The sequence below is a fragment of the Prosthecobacter sp. Pr1 genome (genome assembly GCF_057652315.1).
On the sequence record NZ_JBYFBS010000031.1, the window covers coordinates 15,625 to 31,796 of the forward strand.

The following is a 16,172-nucleotide window of genomic DNA, read 5'->3' on the forward strand; positions in this document are numbered from 1 at the left end:
GTCCGCTCAAGGAAGCGCGTTCGTTTTCCGGATCAATCCGCAGTAGATCCATACGGCCACGCAGAGGCCCAGCAGCGTCAGCGCAAACCAGTCTCCGTAACGTGCATAGAGCGTCAGGTGCCCCGCACGCGGCACCTTGACCTCGCCGGGAAGCGTTCCTTCGATGAAGGTTGAACCCGTCTCAGGATCTTTCAGCCTGGAGGTGATGCGGCCACAGGTGTCGATGAAGCAGCTCACGCCCGTATTCGTGGCACGCACCATGGGGCGGCGCAGCTCAATGGCACGGAAGAGCGCATTGGTCAGATGCACCTCGGGTTCTTCACTTTGGAGGAACCAGCCATCGTTGGTGATGTTCACGATCATCTGCGGCGCCTCGCGCACAAACTTGCGCGCCAGACTGCCCACGGTGTCTTCAAAGCAGATGAGCGGGATGATCTGCACCTGCGGCTGCTCCAGCAGCATCGGCTCGGTTTTGGCTCCCGGCGTAAAAGCTCCTTCAAACATGCTGCTCAAAAAGGAAAAAGGCGGGATGCTTTTCAGCGGCAGGTATTCTCCAAAGGGAACGAGATGCACCTTGTGGTAGTCCTGCCGATGCTCGGCGCTGCCACGAAACAGCACGGCAGACACATGCCCGATCTCAGCGCTTTTATAGAGATCCGTGCCAAAGAAGAGGCTGAAGTCTCCGGCCTGCAGCATGTCATTGAAGTAATTTCGATGAAAGTCCTGCGGGAGATAGTGATACCGGTCCTCCAGATTGACCGGCAGCGCGCTCTCCGGCCAGATGATGAGATCCGTGGAGGTCTTGCCCTCCTTCGCCGTGCCATACATGCGGGTGAACTGATCGAGGTGCTGATACGTTTGCTCCGCCAGCCTGCCCGTCGCGGCATCCACCAGCGACACGTTGGGCTGCACCAGAACGGTGCGCACGGTGATGGCGTCCTGCTCTTTGGCGGTCAGCTTCAGCATTCCATAACCCGCCGTGCTGAGCATGAGGATCAAAGCCATGGTGAAGTCGAGCCGCGTTTTACACGTGCCCTCTCCGCGGTAAGCGATGATGAGCCGCGTCATCGTGTTCCACGCCGTGCAGGCCACAAACACCGGCAAAAATGACAGGCCAAAAACGCCCACCAAATCCGCTGCCTGAATGAGAGGCAGCATGCCTTGCATTCCCACTCCGAGACCGTTCCAACCAAAGCCGGTGAAGACCGTCGTGCTGCGCAGCCATTCACATGCCACCCATGCCGAAGCAGCGAGAAAGGAACACGCCAGGGAATGCAGCGTGCTCGGCCACCACGCATCCTTGGTCAGCGTGGTCACATGGGGCCGTGCAAAGCGATGCGTGAACCAGGCCCACAGACCAAAGTAAACCGCGCAGTATCCAGACAGGCCGACCAGCGCGCCGAATCCTGCGAGCTCCGGCAGCAGCCCCGACCAGGAGTCGTCAATCGCATTGCCAAGCCTCACGCGCGCCGAATGATGCACCCACTTCAGATTGATCAGAAAGAAGGCCAGTCCGGCCAGATAGCCGCGCCAAAACGGACGCACTTTGACACCCTCTGCATGCTTCCATGGCCACAAGACGGCCAGCAAAGGCAGGAGCCAGAGCCAGACTGCGAGATTGGAATTCCAGCCTGGAAAGGCAAAGGTCAGAATGATCCCGCTGAGCAGCGGGGCAATGAGCATGAACAGGCGCAGTCGTTTGGTATCAGTCACGGGCCGGGATCATGCCGCCGCCAGACGAAAAGCCAAACGTACATTCCGTCATTTTCACTGTGTCCGATTCCTCCCAAAAGTTGTCCGCACATCAGGCTGGCCAGAAAGCGTTATTTCGAGTGAGATTTCACATCACCAACCATGAAAGCAATCCTGCTCATCCTCTTCACCGCCGTTTTAGCCCATGCCGCGCCCACCGGCCCCATCCGCGTGCTGTATCTGGATGCCGAGGGCAAGGAGCAAACCGCCGTCGGTCCGCTGCATGAGGCCATGCGTGATCTGGGACGCGATGCGATCTGGTTTGACTATGCCAAGGAGGAGCTGAATGCCGAAAACTACGACCTCATCGTCAAGCCCGGCAGCGATCTGAGCCGCGACGCCATCCTTTCCAAACTCAGCGCCGAGCGCAAAGCCAGCTACGAAGCCTTCCTCAAACAGCGCGATCCCGAAGAGCGCAAGAAGCACCCGCAGGTGGCCAATTACGAGAAGCGCCCTGAACCGCTAACACTGCAACTGCCCATGAGCGTGAAAGCCAGCATGGAGCGCACACAGGTGCCGGCGGATTGTGAGCTGAAACTCTTCGCCAGCGAGCCGGACATCGCCAAGCCCATCGCCTTCGCCTGGGATGAGCGTGGCCGCTGCTGGGTGGTGGAAACACGCGACTATCCCCATGGCGTGACCGACAGCGGCGAAGGCCAGGACAGCATCAAGATCTGTGAGGACACCGACGGCGATGGCAAAGCAGACAAGTTCACCGTCTTCGCCGACAAGCTCAACCTCCCCACCGGCATCGTGTTTGCGCGCAAAGGCATCATCGTGGCTGCGCCGCCAAAGTTCATCTACCTCGAGGACACCAACGGCGATGACAAAGCCGATGTGCGTGAAACCGTGATCGACTGCTGGGGCATCCGCGACACCCATGCCCAGGCCAGCAATCTCCACTACGGCTTCGACAACTGGCTCTACGGCTGCGTGGGCTACAGCGGCATCGAAGGTTACGTCGGCGGCAAGAAGCATCAGTTCGCCATGGGAACGTATCGCTTCAAGGCGGACGGCAGCGCCATCGAGTTCCTCCATCAGTTCACCAACAATGCCTGGGCGCACAGCACCAACGATGTGGGCGATCAGTTCGGTGGCACCGCGAACGGCGCACCCATCTTCTTTGGCGGCATTCCTGGAACCGTTTATCCAGAGGGCTCACGCGGCATGACAGCCAAAAAGATCAACGTGGTCGAGGCCTGCCACACCATCACGCCGAACTTCCGTCAGGTGGATGTCTTTGGCGGCTACACCTCCGCAGCAGGCAGCAACTTCATCTACAGCGGCAATCTGCCGAAGCGTTTCCAAGGCAAGGCCATGGTCTGCGAGCCGACCATGAAGGTCGTCTCCCTCTTCGATGTGCAGCCCGATGGCGCAGGCTGGAAGGCGCTCGACTTCATGAACATCTACGCCAGCAGCGATGAATGGAACTCCCCCGTCCACGCCGAAGTCGGTCCCGATGGCGCGGTATGGGTGGCCGATTTCCAAAACTTCATCATCCAGCACAATCCCACGCCGAGCATGGAACGCGGCGGCTTCGTGGCCACCACCGGCAAAGGCGGCGCGCATGAGAATGATCTGCGCGACCACAGCCGCGGGCGGATTTACAGGATTGTGAAAAAGGGCTACCACTGGTCTGGGGCAATTCCGCAACCTCCGCCGACACCGACGGATGTTCTTAATAACTTGGAAGCAGGCTCCCTCTACAGCCGCTTGAATGCACAGAGACAATTGATCGAGAAGAAGGTCACCTTATCTGATGGGTTGCATGCCAAGTTGGCGCCGATGGAGGGTGCCCAAGCGATCCATGCCTTATGGACGCTTCACGGTCTTGGCATCCTCGACGCCAAAACCCACCAAACCGCGCTCATCTCCAAAGACGCCAAACTCCGCCGCAATGCGATTCGCGCTCTTGGCAACGACAAAGCCGCGCAGGACTTGTTCTTCGGCTCCGGTACCATCTCCGATCCCGATCTGCACACACGCCTCGCCGCTTTCGTGAAGCTCGCAGACTTCCCCACCACGCCAGAGATCCAGACGCTCGTGAAAAAGCTCGCCATTGATCCGGTGGTTAAGAATGACGAATGGCTGGCCGAAGCCGCCAAGATGCTGAGCAAGAAACACAAGGCGCTGAACTACAAGGAAGGCCCCAACCTCCTGCCGAACCCCGGTTTTGAAGAAATCGCGGAAGGCTCCAAAACGCCCACCGCATGGCAGCACCGCGACTACGGCACGAAGCCCGGCAATGCTGGGGCCGAATGGAGCATCGTCACCGATGAGAAGATGATCCACAGCGGCAAGCAGTCCTTCCGTGTCATCACCCGCGATGATGCTGACACCAGTTTCTTCGCCGACGTGCCGCTGAAGCCGAACACGGAGTACAAACTCAGCGCCTGGATCAAGACCCACGGCTTCCGTGGCAAGGCCAGCCTCAACGACCACCTCGGCCGCGCTGAGACCACGGCAGTCAAACGCACGCAGGACTGGACCGAAGTCGATGTCACCTTCAACAGCAAGACCCGCGACAAGGCGAGCATCAACCTCCTGCACGTGGGCAAAGGCGACACCTACTTTGACGATGTGCGCCTGGTGGAACTGATCCCCGAAATCGAAGACGATGAATCCAAGCTCGTTGGCGACGTGACACGCGGCGCGAAAATCTTCTGGGAGCATCCCGTGGCAGCCTGCAAAAACTGCCACATGCTCAAAGGCCAGGGCAGCGCCGTCGGCCCAGCGCTAGACGGCATCGCCACGCGCAAGGACGCCGCCTACATCCTCGAAAGCCTCACCAATCCGAACGCCAAACTCGCCGAAGGCTACACCGCCACACCCATCTCTCCGATGCCACCGATGAACCTCATCTTAAAGCCCCAGGAGTTCGCCGATGTGAAGGCGTTCATCATGAGCCTGAAGTGAAGCAGCACCTGCCATGAACCTTATTGCGCGCGCCCTTCTCTTTGTCCTGACCACTTCCCCTGCCCTTTCACAGCCAGTCGAAAGCGAGCCGCGCAAGTCGTGGGGCCCGATCGTGCTGAAGGAAGATGACCGCCCCGCCTTTCCCCCACCACCCGAAGGCTGGGACAAACGGCGGGAGGGTATCCCTCACGGCAAACTAACGATGATCGAGTACGACTCCAAGACCGTGGGCACGCGGCGGCGGATGAATGTGTACACACCCCCCGGTTACACGCCGGAGAAAAAACTGCCGGTGCTGTACCTGCTGCACGGCATCGGCGGCGATGAAACAGAGTGGGAACGCTTCGCCCACCCGGACGTGCTGCTGGACAATCTCCTCGCTGATGGGAAAGCGGTGCCAATGATCGTGGTCATGCCAAACGGCCGGGCGCAGAAAAACGACCGGCCCACAGGCGATGTCTTCAAGCATGCGCCAGCCTTTGCGGTTTTTGAGCAAGATCTGCTGGACGATGTGATCCCAACCATTGAGGCACGCTATGCCGTGCAGGCAGACCGCGATCACCGCGCACTGGCAGGGCTCTCCATGGGCGGCGGGCAGGCGCTGAATTTCGGTCTGGGTCATCCCGTACTCTTTGCATGGGTCGGCGGCTTCTCCTCCGCACCCAACACCCGCAAACCCGCCGAACTGCTGCCGAACGCCAATGCAGCCAAACACCTCCGCCTGCTCTGGCTTTCCTGCGGCAGCAAGGATGGGCTCTTTTCCATCAGCCAAGACTTCCATGCCTGGCTGAAGGCCCAGGCCATACCGCATGTATGGCACGTCACTGACCACGAACACGACGCCCCGGAGTGGAAGCAAGCGTTGTATCATTTCCTGCAGCAGCTCACTTTCAGCGCGGTCGCGCCGGCAGAGAGCACCAATCCGCCGCGCTGAAAGTCCCTGCTGGAGCCGACGTATCTGTGACATCCCATGTCCTTCTCGTCATTCGCCTCCCCCCACCGCTGCTCCGGCCCGCTGTCACGGCGGAGTTTTCTCAGCATGGGCACGCTCGGGCTCACTGGCTGGTCGTTAAGCGACACCTTGCGAGCAGAGACGATTGCCAAGGCGGCGGGAAAACGGCTCAAGGACAAGTCCGTTATCTTTGTCTGGCTGCCGGGCGGGATGTCGCAGCTGGAAAGCTATGACATGAAGCCGAACGCGCCGGTGGAATATCGCGGCGTGCTCAATCCAATCCGCACCAAGGTGCCCGGCACGCACATTTGCGAGCTGTTTCCCAAGCAGGCCAAGATCGCTGACAAGTTCAACATCATCCGCAGCGTGCACCACGAGTTCTCGGACCATGGCGGCGGGCACAAGCGTTTCATGACCGGGCGCAATCCCGCGTTGCCGGTAGGCTTCGTCAATGATGCGCCTTCAGTGCAGTCCATCATCACGCGCAAGCTGCAGCGCGCCGGGCAGGCCATGCCCACCTGTGTGGCAGGTGTGGATCGCGGTCGCAACGGCATTGATGTGTTTTCCATGGGCGCAGCCTATCTCGGGCCTTCCGCTTCCCCGTTCATGGTGGTGGGAGATCCCAGCGCCAAGGATTTCAAGGTCGAGAACATCGGCCTGACGCCTGACATGGCTTCACGCATGGACGACCGCATGCACCTGCTCAAGGGCATGGACAATCTCAAGCGCGAGATGGATCGCAGCGGCCTCATGGACGCCATGGACAGCTTCAGCCAAAAGGCTTTTGGGATGCTCACCACGCCCTCAGTGCGTGATGCCTTTGACCTGACGCAGGAGTCTGCCCAAACGCGTGAGCGCTACGGCTACAGCACCTACGGCCAGCGCGGACTCATGGCGCGTCGTCTCGTGGAAGCCGGCTGCCGTTTTGTGACCATGGTCTGGGAGAATCCCTTCTCCACGACCATCCCGAAGAACTGCACCTACAACTGGGACAGCCACGCGGTGAACTGCGACATGTATGCCGACGCCCGCTGGCGCATGCCGGTGTATGATCAGGCGGCATCTGCATTGATCGAGGACATCCACCAGCGCGGACTCGACAAAGACGTACTCGTCATCATCACCGGTGAATTTGGCCGCACCCCCAGAATCAACACTCAGATCGGCACCCAGACCGGCGTGAGTCAGCCCGGGCGCGACCATTGGCCCAATGCCATGTCCTTCATCGTCAGCGGCGGCGGCATGCAAACCGGCCAGGTCATCGGCGCGACGAATCCTCGCGCAGAATTCCCCATCGAGCGTCCGCTCAGCCCGAATGATCTCTGGGCCACGGTGTACCAGCATCTCGGCATCGATCCGGAAGACAGCTTTGATGACTTCCAGGGCCGCCCGATGCCCATCCTTCCCTTCGGCGATCCCATCAAAGAGCTGCTGCCGCTGGCGTAAATACGGCAGGGCATCCAAAGCGGAGAGCAGCAACGTTAGTTTGACCTGAAGGCCAGTCTGGCCTTGATAACCGGACTCCTGGCCACCCGGCCTGAACGCAACCCACACCCACACAACCTCTATGGCACTCTCCGTCGGCTCCAAAGCCCCTGGCTTCACCCTCAAATCGAAATCCGCCACCGGCCTTAGCGATGTCTCGCTCCCATCTGGCAAGAACACCGTCCTGCTTTTCTTCCCCCTCGCTTTCACGGGCGTCTGCACCCAGGAACTCTGCGACATCACCGCAGGCCTCAGCTCCTACAGCGACCTGAACGCCGAAGTCATCGGCATCAGCGTGGACAGCCCCTTTGCACAGGAAGCCTGGGCTCAGAAGGAAAAGATCGGCATCACGCTGGTCAGCGACCTGAACAAGGAAACCACCAAGGCTTATGACGTGCTCTTCCCAGGCCTCGCCGGCATCGGCGACACCTCCGCCCGTGCAGCATTCATCATCGACAAGAGCGGCGTCATCCAATACGCCGAACAGACCGCCACCCCGAAGGATCTTCCTGACTTCGCCGCAGTGAAGGCCAAGCTCGCTGAGCTGTCGTAATCGACCTGGTGTAGCAAACAATCAGATGCCATGTGATGAAGAATCACATGGCATTTTTGTAGAGTGGAGGTTAGGCCTCCGGCCTGACAACCGCCTGGGGCGTCCCGCCTTGGTTTCTGAATCGAAGGCGGGACGCCTCGATCCGCCTGACAGGCCAGAGGCCTATCCTCCGTTTGACAGGCTGGAAGCCTGTCCTCCACTTCATCTCCACACATGGCCGCTCACGCTCATCAATTCTCCATCCCCACCCGGGGCAAGGGCACCTATGAAATCACCGAGCGCTGTCAGGAGATCGTGCGCGTCAGCGGCATACGCACAGGCACGGTCACAGTTTTTGTGCAGCACACGAGCGCGAGCCTGGTGATTTACGAGAATGCTGATCCATCCGCACGCACCGACCTGCACAGCTTCTTTGACCACCTCGTGCCGGAGGACACACCTTATTTCGTACATACCTACGAAGGGCCGGATGACATGCCGAGCCATCTGCGCATGGCGCTGACCCGCACCTCCGAAGTCATTCCCGTCGTGAACGGCCGCCTCGCCCTCGGGACATGGCAGGGCATTTTTCTCTTCGAGCACCGCAGGGCTCCACATACGCGGAGTATTGTGGTCAGCGTGGTGGGAGAATGAACGCGGTATCACTCTCCACCGCTCTTACGCGGCATCCACACCGTCCAGCGCCCGCAGATAATCAAACGAGTAAAGCCCGGTGTTGTGCCCGTCGCTGAACTCAAACTGGATCGCGTAGCCGCCGACCATCCGCCAGTCCTTCACGGTGACGCCGGGAAAGTGCTTTTGATTGGTACCCCCGATCTTTTTACCGAGCAGATCTCGTTCACCCGTATTCTCCGCGCTGGGTGAGGCGGCGCGCAGTTTTTCCATGGAGATGAACTGCTCTGTGCCATCGCTCCAAACGAGGGCAACTTCGGTTCCAATGAGTTCCAGGCGGGTCGGTGTCATGAGGGAAAGGCTACGAGGGTGGGAAAGCAAAAGGGACGCTCGAAAGCGTCCCTCTTGAAGAATGATGGCTAATCCGGAGGGATTAACGGGAGTAGAGTTCGACGACGAGCTGCTCGTTGGCGATCGGGTTGATCTCTTCACGCACTGGGACGCGATTGACCACACCGCTCATCTTGTCGCGATCGACAGTCATCCAGTCGGAAGCAGGAGTGCCCTGGGTCATTTCAAGGAAACGACCGATGAGCTGCTGGCTGCGCTGGCTGCTGGCGCGGGCGGCGACGACGTCACCGGGCTTGACCTGGTAGCTGGCGATGTTGACCACTTTGCCGTTCACAGTGATGTGACGATGGCTGACGAGCTGACGGGAAGCAAAACGGGTGTTGGCGAAGCCCATGCGATACACCACGTTGTCGAGGCGCAGTTCGAGCATCTGAAGCAGGTTTTCACCGGTCACGCCCTTGCGGCGCTGAGCTTCAGCGAAGAAGCGGCGGAACTGCTTTTCCATGAGGCCGTACTGATAGCGCAGCTTCTGCTTTTCAGCGAGGGCGGTGCCGTACTCAGAGGTCTTGCGGCGGGTGTTGCGGGCGCCGTGCTGTCCTGGTGGGAAATTACGGGTTTCGAGAGATTTGGAAGGACCGAAAAGCGCAATGCCGAAACGGCGATTGATTTTTTCGCGAGGACCTGTGTAGCGTGCCATAGTGGGTAAGAGAAAAGAGCTGAAAAATTAGACGCGACGTGCTTTTGGCGGACGGCAGCCGTTGTGCGGGATGGGAGTGACGTCCTTGATGGTGGTCACTTCGACACCGAGGGCCTGAACGGCACGCACAGCGGACTCACGACCGGAGCCAGGACCACGAAGGCGGACTTCAGCTTCACGCAGACCATGGCCCATTGCCTGACGGCAGGCATCCTGAGCAACCACCTGAGCGGCGTATGCAGTGCCTTTACGGGAACCACGGAAGCCCATCTTGCCAGCGGTGGACCAGCCGATCACACCACCTGCGCGGTCGGTGATCGTAACGATGGTGTTGTTGAAGGTGGCGTAAACGTGGACAAGACCTGAGGAGACGTTCTTGGACCCCTTGGCCTTGACGACCTTCTGTTCGGCGGCTTCACCACCGATTTCGAGCCAGACGCTCTGGGAAACCTGCTTGTCGCCACTGCCGGAGGGGCGTTGGTCTGCACCAGGAGCAGCAGGTGCTGCGCCAGGGGCGGGTGCCGCTACCGGAGCGGGGGCTGCTGCCGGAGCTGGTGCTGCGGCGGCGGGTGCGGTGGGGGTCGTTTCTTCAGCCATGATATGGAACGGGGACGTTGCTAAAATTCAGATTACTTCGCCTTCTGGGCACCCACGGTCTTACGTGGACCCTTGCGAGTGCGGGCGTTGGTGTGTGTACGCTGGCCGCGCACTGGCAGACCACGACGATGACGATGTGCACGGTAGCAGTTGATACCAAGGATGCGCTTCATGTGCATCTGAAGCTCACGACGAAGGTCGCCTTCGATCGGAATCTTCATCCCCTGAACGGTCTGGGTGATCGCAGCGATCTGTTCGTCGCTCAGTTCACCTGCCCGAATGTTCGGGTCGATGTTGGTGGCGGCAAGAATCTTGCGGCTGACGGAAAGCCCAATGCCGTAAATATACGGAAGTGAGTATTCGATTTTCTTTTCGTTCGGGATTTCGACTCCAAGCAGGCGGGCCATAATTCAGTGTATTGGGATTTAAAGAAAGGATTAACCCTGACGCTGTTTATGGCGTGGATTTTTGCAGACAACACGGACAACACCTTTGCGGCGGATAACACGGCAAAGTTCGCAGAGAGGTTTAACGGAGGTACGGACGCGCATACAGGAGTAGTGAAAGAAGGTGAGTCTGGGGGAACTCAAAACCCTGCTTTTGGAGCAGGGGGCAGGATGTCTAACACAGACAAAAAGAGGCGCAAGCTGGAATTTGATGAGTTATTCACATTTGTGGAGAGCAGTTGCCCCCGCCTCGATGAAAGGCATCATGCACGCCTGATGAAAAACGTTCTCTGTTTTGGCGATTCTAACACCTGGGGCTTCAAGCCCGAAAGCATATCTCTCCCCTGCCCTGAACGCCACCCGCATGACGTGCGCTGGACGGGAATTCTGGCCCACGAACTGGGCACCAGCTTTCGGGTGATCGAAGAAGGTCAAAATGGTCGCACCACCGTGCACGACGACCCCTTTGCGCTGGCACGCAATGGCAAGACGGTGCTGCCTGCCATCCTGGAATCCCACAAGCCGCTGGATCTGGTGGTGCTGATGCTCGGCTCGAATGACCTCAAAGCCGTATATGGCGTTTCCCCCGGAGAAATCGCCACCGGCGTCAAAATGCTGGCGCAGATGATCCTGGGCAGCGATGCCGGCATCGGCAACAAAGCACCCAAACTCCTGCTGCTCTGCCCGCCAGCCATCGGCGATCAACTGCACCTGCCAGATGTCGCCGCCAAGTTCCCCAACGGTCAAAAAGACAGCCGCAGGCTGCCCAAGTATTATGAAGCCGTTGCCAGTTCACTCGGTTGCGGCTTCCTCAATACGCAAACACTGATCGAGCCCGGCAGCGACGGCATCCATTTAGATGCGGCTGCGCATGGACGGCTCGGCAAAGCCGTGGCAGCACTCGTGAAATCCATCCTCCCCGCCTGACGCATGACCTTGATCGAATCTTTTTACCCCGTGCTGAAACCGTGGCTCTTCCGCCTCGATGCCGAACGTGCCCACACACTCACGGTAAAGATGATGATCATCGCGCATCGCCTCGGCATGCTCAGGTCAGTGGTCAGCGGCCCCCAGCAATCGCGCAGCGTGATGGGGCTCACCTTTCCCAATGCACTCGGACTCGCAGCCGGCATGGACAAGTCTGCCAGCGCGGTGGAGGCCTGGGGAGCGCTTGGGCTTGGCGCCGTGGAAGTCGGCACGCTCACGCCGCGCCCGCAGCCGGGGAATCCAAAGCCGCGCCTCTTCCGCCTGCCCGAGCATGAAGCGCTGATCAACCGCATGGGCTTCAACAACCCCGGCATTCAGTCCGCCGTGGCAAAGCTCAAGCATCGCCGCACCAAAGCCGTGGTCGGTGTGAACATCGGCAAGAACTTCGACACGCCGAACGAAGATGCCGTGAGTGATTATCTCATCTGCCTGAAGGCCGCATATCCCGTCGCTGATTACATCGCAGTGAACATCTCCTCTCCGAATACCAAGGGCCTGCGCGATCTCCAGGCCGAGGGGGCAGTTCGTGAACTGATCTCTGCTTTAAAGAAAGAACAGGCCGTTCTGAAGCAGGAGCACGGCAAGCAGGTGCCGTTTCTCGTCAAGATCGCCCCAGACCTCAATGAGACGCAGATCGAGGCGCTCGCCCGCGTCTTCAATGAACAGGACATCGACGGCGTTATCGCCACCAACACGACCATTGATCGCACGGCCATCACAGGTCACCGGCTGGCGAATGAAACCGGCGGCCTGAGTGGTGCGCCAGTGCGTGAGCGCTCCAACCTCGTGCTGCAGGCCTTCCGCATGCTTCTGAAGGAGCAGATCCCGCTCATCGGAGTCGGCGGCATCGTCTGCGGAAAAGATGCGGTTGAGAAGATGAAAGCGGGGGCCGTCCTTGTGCAGGTGTACAGCGGGCTGGTGTATCGTGGACCGGGCCTCGTGAGAGAAGTACTGGAGACGATCAAATAGCCAGTCACAACAACCACCTGCACGCCTTGACCTTCTTTCCCCATCTGCCAGATTAACCGCCATGGAAAATCTTCCCAAAATTCACGAGAAACAACCCGTCGCCGTTGAACTTCCTGCTGGAGACCATTGGTGGTGCGCCTGCGGTTTGAGCGGTCACCAGCCGATGTGCGACGGCAGCCACAAAGGCAGTGGATTGGGCCCGAAGAAGTTCAATCTGCCCGAAGCCAAGAAGGTCTGGCTGTGCAACTGCAAGCACACCAAGAACCCGCCTTTCTGCGATGGCAGCCACAAGGCGCTCTGATTCGTAGAGCTCTTTAAGTATTCTAAGTCCGCGAAACGCGCCGTGATGGGAATAACCCGCACGGCGCGTTCTCCTACCTGCCAATCCCTCCCCAACCATGAATCGAAGCTGTTTCCTGTCACTCGCCGTCTCGCTGCTCGTCGCCACCATCGCCCACTCGCAATCCTTTGGCTTTGGCGAAGCCGCTGCTCCGAAGCAGGAGCGCGTCACGGCGGAACTGGTTGCCGCAGTGTCTGCCGCAGCACCGGGCCAGCCGTTTCAGGCTGCGGTCAAACTAGTGCATGCCAAGGATTGCCACACCTATGGCAAGGTTCTGCCGCCGGGCGTCATCGGCAAACCCACCAAGCTGACCTGGACCCTGCCCGAAGGCTGGCAGATCGAGGAACTGCCCTGGCCGGCAACCCATCAAGTCCCCTCCACCGACGGAGCGATCAGCGATGGCTATGATGGCACGGTGTACCTGCCGGTGAAGATCACCCCACCAGCCAGTGCCGCCGTGGGAAGCAGTGCCGAACTGAAAGTGAAAGTGAATGCGCTCGTGTGCGATCCGAAGAGCTGCCTGCCCTTTGTCAAAGAAGTCGCGCTCACACTGAATGTGGCCGCAGCGCCTGTAGTCAACGCAGCGAATGCCGCCGCATTTGGCAGCACACCTGCCGCAGAAAAAAAAGGCCCTGAGGGCATAGCCGTAGCGCCTGCTGCGAATGAAGCAAAGCCTGCTGCGCCCAAAGTTGTAGAACCAGCAACAGCCCCTGCTGCCGCGCCAACCGCCGCACCTAAAATTCCCCTGACCTTTGCGGAGTTGCTCCTCTACGCCTTCATTGGCGGCTTGATCCTCAATATCATGCCCTGCGTGTTTCCGGTGCTCGGCATCAAGGTCACCAGCGTGGTGCAGCAGGCGGGTGAAGACCGTCGCAAGGTGGTGCTGCATGGCCTGATGTACACCGTGGGTGTGCTGCTCTCGTTCTGGGTGCTGGGCGGATTCGCCATTGCGCTGAACAAGGGCTGGGGCTCGCAGCTTCAATCACCGGCTTTCAATTTCTTCCTCGCGGCCTTCTTCCTCATCTTCGCACTGAACATGGCAGGCCTGTTTGAGATCGGCACTTCGGCCATCGGCGTTGGCTCAGGCTTGCAGTCCAAAGGTGGACTCGGTGGCTCCTTCTTTTCCGGCCTGCTGGCCACGGTGGTCGCCACCCCCTGCTCCGCTCCGTTTCTCGGCACCGCTCTGGGAGCCACGCTCGCGATGCCCCCCTACCAGTCGATGCTGATCTTCACACTCATTGGCCTCGGTCTCGCCAGCCCCTTTCTGATGCTCTCCCTTTTCCCCGGCCTCATCTCCGCACTGCCACGCCCCGGCGCATGGATGGAAAGCTTCAAGCAGGGCATGTCCTTCCTGCTCTTCGGCACCGTGGGATTCATGCTCTACGTGCTGACCAATCAGATCGAAGGCCTTCCAGTGCTGTTCGCCATCCTAAGCCTCGTGCTCATCGCCCTGGGCTGCTGGATTTACGGCCGCTGGGCGCTCCCGCACAAGCCCGCTCGCACACAGAACATCGCACGACTGCTCACGTTCCTCGCCATTGCAGGCGGCCTGTGGTTCGGCTTGCCCAATGCCTCGGCCAAACGCACTCATGCCGAAGAAGCCGTGAATCTTAAAGATCCCGATGCGTTGCACTGGGAAACGTGGTCGCCCGAAAAAGTGGCCGCGCTGCGTGCCGCCAAGCAGCCCGTCTACATCGACTTCACCGCCTCCTGGTGCTGGACCTGCCAGGTCAACAAACGTGTCTATTCCGACACAGGTCTGCGAGCCCTCTTCAAGCAGCACCATGTCGCCACCCTCAAGGCCGACTGGTCCGATGAAAACGAAACCATCCGTCTCGCCCTCGAAGCCCTGGGCAAACGCGCCGTGCCAGTGAATGTGCTCTACATCCCCGGCGTGGAAGAACCTTTCATTCTCGATGAACTGCTCACGGTGGGGAATGTGACGGCGGCGCTGAAGAAGTTGGAGAAGTGAACAGGCAGCTCACAGAATTCAAATCTCTCGGCGCACAACAGTCTTCTGACATGAGCCTAAAAACTAATACTGTGATTCACCGCCTTGCGATGGTGTCGCTGCTTTTAGTTGCCGTCATGAGCATCGTCGGAAGCTTGCGCCAAAGTCCAGGCGCACCTGCGGAGATAACCCTCGCACCGTTTTTCGGCATCGCCATCTGGTCAGGCATACTTTGGAAAATTTGGAAATGTCCCCGCCAGTGGGGCCTCGGCGTCGGCATCTTCTTGTTTCTCATGATCGCTTTTCAAAGCTATCTTTGGTGGCTCAGCTTAAACGATCCCGAAATCGCCAAGCTAGACCTTGATCGAAGCGTCACACGCTTCGTTCTGTTTTATGAGCTTCCGATCTTCATTGCCGGAACCTTCTGCATTTTATTAAAATTCTTCGAAGGAGAAACAGAAGCGGCCCATCCTCCCCGATGACTCCGGCATTGAATCTTGTCGTACTACGTTCTGCTGACCTTGAGCGGGCAGCAATTTTCTATGAATGCCTGGGTTTGCAGTTTACCCGCCATCGGCATGGCAGTGGTCCGGAACATTTGTCTGCTAAACTTGGAAGTTGTGTCTTCGAGTTGTATCCGCTTTCTCCGAATGGCGCTTCAACACTTGGCACTCGCATTGGCTTCAGTGTTCCATCTCTTGATTCTGTAATTACTGCCCTCAGCGATTATCCTGACGCCATCCTCTCCCCGCCTCAAGACTCCCCATGGGGGCGTCGCTCTGTCGTGAAAGATCCTGATGGGCACCGCCTTGAGCTTGTGGAGAAATAACCGCTACAACCAACTGTAAGCTATGGGGAATCGTAAGACTTCAGACCTTTTTGGTTCCCTCATTACTGAGCCTGATCGCCGAGCATTTCACCGCTTGCCCTGGAGGCAAGTAGCACTAAAGTAGCACTTTATGCGAACAGAACTTGTGACAACCCTGAAGCGCAAGGCCACAGAAATCATTGCCAGTCTCGATTCCGACCAAGCTCCGGTGCTCATCACCCAGCATGGCAAACCAGCAGCCTATCTGATGGCCGTCGAAACGTTTGAGACACTCAACCGGCGAATCGGCATCCTAGAAGGCATCGCTCGCGGAGAACGTGCCATTGAAGAAGGGCGGGTTGTCACACATGCCGAAGCCAAGAAACGCATGTCGCGATGGCTCAAATAATCTGGACCGAACCAGCTCTTAGTGACCTCGACACCATTGCCGATTACATTGCCCTCGATGATCCGCAGGCGGCACGCAATCTGGTTCGGAAAGTCTTTGAGCATGTCGAGCAGCTTGAAAAACATCCCGACAGCGGCTCACGCCTGCCGGAAATGCGACGGTCGCGCTACCGCCAGATTGTCGAAGCTCCATGTCGTGTATTTTATCGTCACGATGGAGAGCGGGTTTTCATTCTTTCCGTTATGCGTGGCGAGATGCTGTTCCGAAAAGCCAGGCTGGTGAAGCGGGACCGAGGCAGTCGGAGCGCTTAGTCAGTGCTTGAAGGCCTGCCCTTGGCAGCAACAAGA

Annotated in this window: 19 protein-coding genes; 13 read left to right on the plus strand and 6 right to left on the minus strand. The window is 58.9% G+C overall.

The features are described 5' to 3' along the window. Window positions 1–6 precede the first annotated feature (6 nt). Window positions 7–1,713, minus strand: coding sequence for an apolipoprotein N-acyltransferase (gene lnt, locus AC24GY_RS28240; RefSeq protein WP_422323610.1), 1,707 nt, complete (start codon window positions 1,711–1,713; stop codon window positions 7–9). Between the two features lie 141 nt (window positions 1,714–1,854). Between lnt and AC24GY_RS28245 the strand changes: the two genes are divergently transcribed. From AC24GY_RS28245 to AC24GY_RS28265, 5 genes are all read left to right on the plus strand, one after another. After that, window positions 1,855–4,668 (plus strand): PVC-type heme-binding CxxCH protein, encoded by a 2,814-nt coding sequence (locus AC24GY_RS28245; protein ID WP_487689917.1) that lies wholly within the window; start codon window positions 1,855–1,857, stop codon window positions 4,666–4,668. 13 nt (window positions 4,669–4,681) lie between these two features. Continuing rightward, window positions 4,682–5,602 carry an alpha/beta hydrolase gene (locus AC24GY_RS28250; protein ID WP_487689920.1) on the plus strand — a complete coding sequence of 307 codons (921 nt, stop codon included), beginning with the start codon at window positions 4,682–4,684 and terminating at the stop codon, window positions 5,600–5,602. Between the two features lie 36 nt (window positions 5,603–5,638). Continuing rightward, window positions 5,639–7,066 (plus strand): DUF1501 domain-containing protein, encoded by a 1,428-nt coding sequence (locus AC24GY_RS28255; protein WP_487689923.1) that lies wholly within the window; start codon window positions 5,639–5,641, stop codon window positions 7,064–7,066. A gap of 121 nt (window positions 7,067–7,187) precedes the next feature. Beyond that, complete coding sequence (locus AC24GY_RS28260) at window positions 7,188–7,658, plus strand: redoxin domain-containing protein (protein WP_487689925.1); 471 nt, start codon at window positions 7,188–7,190, stop codon at window positions 7,656–7,658. 213 nt (window positions 7,659–7,871) lie between these two features. Beyond that, window positions 7,872–8,291 carry a secondary thiamine-phosphate synthase enzyme YjbQ gene (locus AC24GY_RS28265; RefSeq protein ID WP_487689928.1) on the plus strand — a complete coding sequence of 140 codons (420 nt, stop codon included), beginning with the start codon at window positions 7,872–7,874 and terminating at the stop codon, window positions 8,289–8,291. A 24-nt stretch (window positions 8,292–8,315) separates the two neighbouring features. Here the strand turns inward: AC24GY_RS28265 and AC24GY_RS28270 are convergent, their stop codons facing one another. The 5 genes from AC24GY_RS28270 to rpmJ form a co-directional block, all read right to left on the minus strand. Beyond that, window positions 8,316–8,621, minus strand: a complete 306-nt coding sequence (locus AC24GY_RS28270; RefSeq protein WP_487689930.1) for a gamma-butyrobetaine hydroxylase-like domain-containing protein — start codon at window positions 8,619–8,621, stop codon at window positions 8,316–8,318. 82 nt (window positions 8,622–8,703) lie between these two features. Next, window positions 8,704–9,318, minus strand: a complete 615-nt coding sequence (rpsD, locus tag AC24GY_RS28275) for a 30S ribosomal protein S4 (RefSeq protein ID WP_422323625.1) — start codon at window positions 9,316–9,318, stop codon at window positions 8,704–8,706. Window positions 9,319–9,345: 27 nt separating this feature from the next. Further along, window positions 9,346–9,915, minus strand: a complete 570-nt coding sequence (gene rpsK, locus AC24GY_RS28280; RefSeq protein WP_422323627.1) for a 30S ribosomal protein S11 — start codon at window positions 9,913–9,915, stop codon at window positions 9,346–9,348. A 32-nt stretch (window positions 9,916–9,947) separates the two neighbouring features. Then, window positions 9,948–10,322: a 30S ribosomal protein S13 gene (gene rpsM / locus AC24GY_RS28285; protein ID WP_395731177.1), complete on the minus strand. Its 375-nt coding sequence runs from the start codon at window positions 10,320–10,322 to the stop codon at window positions 9,948–9,950. A 30-nt stretch (window positions 10,323–10,352) separates the two neighbouring features. Next, a complete protein-coding gene (rpmJ, locus tag AC24GY_RS28290) occupies window positions 10,353–10,466 on the minus strand; it encodes a 50S ribosomal protein L36 (protein WP_133796336.1) in 114 nt (37 codons plus the stop codon). Window positions 10,467–10,637: 171 nt separating this feature from the next. On the opposite strand from rpmJ, the gene AC24GY_RS28295 reads away from it, so the two are divergent. The 8 genes from AC24GY_RS28295 (at window position 10,638) to AC24GY_RS28330 (ending at window position 16,136) form a co-directional block, all read left to right on the plus strand. Continuing rightward, window positions 10,638–11,288: an SGNH/GDSL hydrolase family protein gene (locus AC24GY_RS28295; protein ID WP_487689934.1), complete on the plus strand. Its 651-nt coding sequence runs from the start codon at window positions 10,638–10,640 to the stop codon at window positions 11,286–11,288. A gap of 3 nt (window positions 11,289–11,291) precedes the next feature. Continuing rightward, the gene (locus AC24GY_RS28300) at window positions 11,292–12,317 is read left to right on the plus strand and encodes a quinone-dependent dihydroorotate dehydrogenase (RefSeq protein WP_487689936.1); all 1,026 of its coding nucleotides are present in this window, start codon (window positions 11,292–11,294) and stop codon (window positions 12,315–12,317) included. A gap of 61 nt (window positions 12,318–12,378) precedes the next feature. After that, window positions 12,379–12,618: a CDGSH iron-sulfur domain-containing protein gene (locus AC24GY_RS28305; protein WP_487689939.1), complete on the plus strand. Its 240-nt coding sequence runs from the start codon at window positions 12,379–12,381 to the stop codon at window positions 12,616–12,618. A gap of 97 nt (window positions 12,619–12,715) precedes the next feature. Then, window positions 12,716–14,629 carry a protein-disulfide reductase DsbD family protein gene (locus AC24GY_RS28310; protein ID WP_487689941.1) on the plus strand — a complete coding sequence of 638 codons (1,914 nt, stop codon included), beginning with the start codon at window positions 12,716–12,718 and terminating at the stop codon, window positions 14,627–14,629. After that, window positions 14,626–15,090, plus strand: a complete 465-nt coding sequence (locus tag AC24GY_RS28315; protein WP_487689943.1) for a hypothetical protein — start codon at window positions 14,626–14,628, stop codon at window positions 15,088–15,090. The genes AC24GY_RS28310 and AC24GY_RS28315 overlap by 4 nt, the downstream gene beginning before the upstream one ends. Beyond that, on the plus strand, window positions 15,087–15,437 hold the full coding sequence (locus AC24GY_RS28320) for a VOC family protein (RefSeq protein ID WP_487689946.1): 351 nt from the start codon (window positions 15,087–15,089) through the stop codon (window positions 15,435–15,437). The genes AC24GY_RS28315 and AC24GY_RS28320 overlap by 4 nt, the downstream gene beginning before the upstream one ends. Before the next feature lie 130 nt (window positions 15,438–15,567). Further along, on the plus strand, window positions 15,568–15,825 hold the full coding sequence (locus AC24GY_RS28325) for a type II toxin-antitoxin system Phd/YefM family antitoxin (RefSeq protein WP_487689949.1): 258 nt from the start codon (window positions 15,568–15,570) through the stop codon (window positions 15,823–15,825). After that, complete coding sequence (locus tag AC24GY_RS28330; protein WP_487689952.1) at window positions 15,813–16,136, plus strand: type II toxin-antitoxin system RelE/ParE family toxin; 324 nt, start codon at window positions 15,813–15,815, stop codon at window positions 16,134–16,136. The genes AC24GY_RS28325 and AC24GY_RS28330 overlap by 13 nt, the downstream gene beginning before the upstream one ends. Window positions 16,137–16,172 lie beyond the last annotated feature (36 nt).

Excerpts from the sequence above, each read along its gene's own strand:
- AC24GY_RS28245 (WP_487689917.1), top strand. The coding sequence starts at position 1,855 with ATGAAAGCAATCCTGCTCATCCTCTTCACCGCCGTTTTAGCCCATGCC.
- AC24GY_RS28250 (WP_487689920.1), top strand. The coding sequence starts at position 4,682 with ATGAACCTTATTGCGCGCGCCCTTCTCTTTGTCCTGACCACTTCCCCT.
- AC24GY_RS28255 (WP_487689923.1), top strand. The coding sequence starts at position 5,639 with ATGTCCTTCTCGTCATTCGCCTCCCCCCACCGCTGCTCCGGCCCGCTG.
- AC24GY_RS28260 (WP_487689925.1), top strand. The coding sequence starts at position 7,188 with ATGGCACTCTCCGTCGGCTCCAAAGCCCCTGGCTTCACCCTCAAATCG.
- AC24GY_RS28265 (WP_487689928.1), top strand. The coding sequence starts at position 7,872 with ATGGCCGCTCACGCTCATCAATTCTCCATCCCCACCCGGGGCAAGGGC.
- AC24GY_RS28270 (WP_487689930.1), bottom strand. The coding sequence starts at position 8,621 with ATGACACCGACCCGCCTGGAACTCATTGGAACCGAAGTTGCCCTCGTT.
- rpsD (WP_422323625.1), bottom strand. The coding sequence starts at position 9,318 with ATGGCACGCTACACAGGTCCTCGCGAAAAAATCAATCGCCGTTTCGGC.
- rpsK (WP_422323627.1), bottom strand. The coding sequence starts at position 9,915 with ATGGCTGAAGAAACGACCCCCACCGCACCCGCCGCCGCAGCACCAGCT.
- rpsM (WP_395731177.1), bottom strand. The coding sequence starts at position 10,322 with ATGGCCCGCCTGCTTGGAGTCGAAATCCCGAACGAAAAGAAAATCGAA.
- rpmJ (WP_133796336.1), bottom strand. The coding sequence starts at position 10,466 with ATGCGCGTCCGTACCTCCGTTAAACCTCTCTGCGAACTTTGCCGTGTT.
- AC24GY_RS28295 (WP_487689934.1), top strand. The coding sequence starts at position 10,638 with ATGAAAAACGTTCTCTGTTTTGGCGATTCTAACACCTGGGGCTTCAAG.
- AC24GY_RS28300 (WP_487689936.1), top strand. The coding sequence starts at position 11,292 with ATGACCTTGATCGAATCTTTTTACCCCGTGCTGAAACCGTGGCTCTTC.
- AC24GY_RS28305 (WP_487689939.1), top strand. The coding sequence starts at position 12,379 with ATGGAAAATCTTCCCAAAATTCACGAGAAACAACCCGTCGCCGTTGAA.
- AC24GY_RS28310 (WP_487689941.1), top strand. The coding sequence starts at position 12,716 with ATGAATCGAAGCTGTTTCCTGTCACTCGCCGTCTCGCTGCTCGTCGCC.
- AC24GY_RS28320 (WP_487689946.1), top strand. The coding sequence starts at position 15,087 with ATGACTCCGGCATTGAATCTTGTCGTACTACGTTCTGCTGACCTTGAG.
- AC24GY_RS28325 (WP_487689949.1), top strand. The coding sequence starts at position 15,568 with ATGCGAACAGAACTTGTGACAACCCTGAAGCGCAAGGCCACAGAAATC.
- AC24GY_RS28330 (WP_487689952.1), top strand. The coding sequence starts at position 15,813 with ATGGCTCAAATAATCTGGACCGAACCAGCTCTTAGTGACCTCGACACC.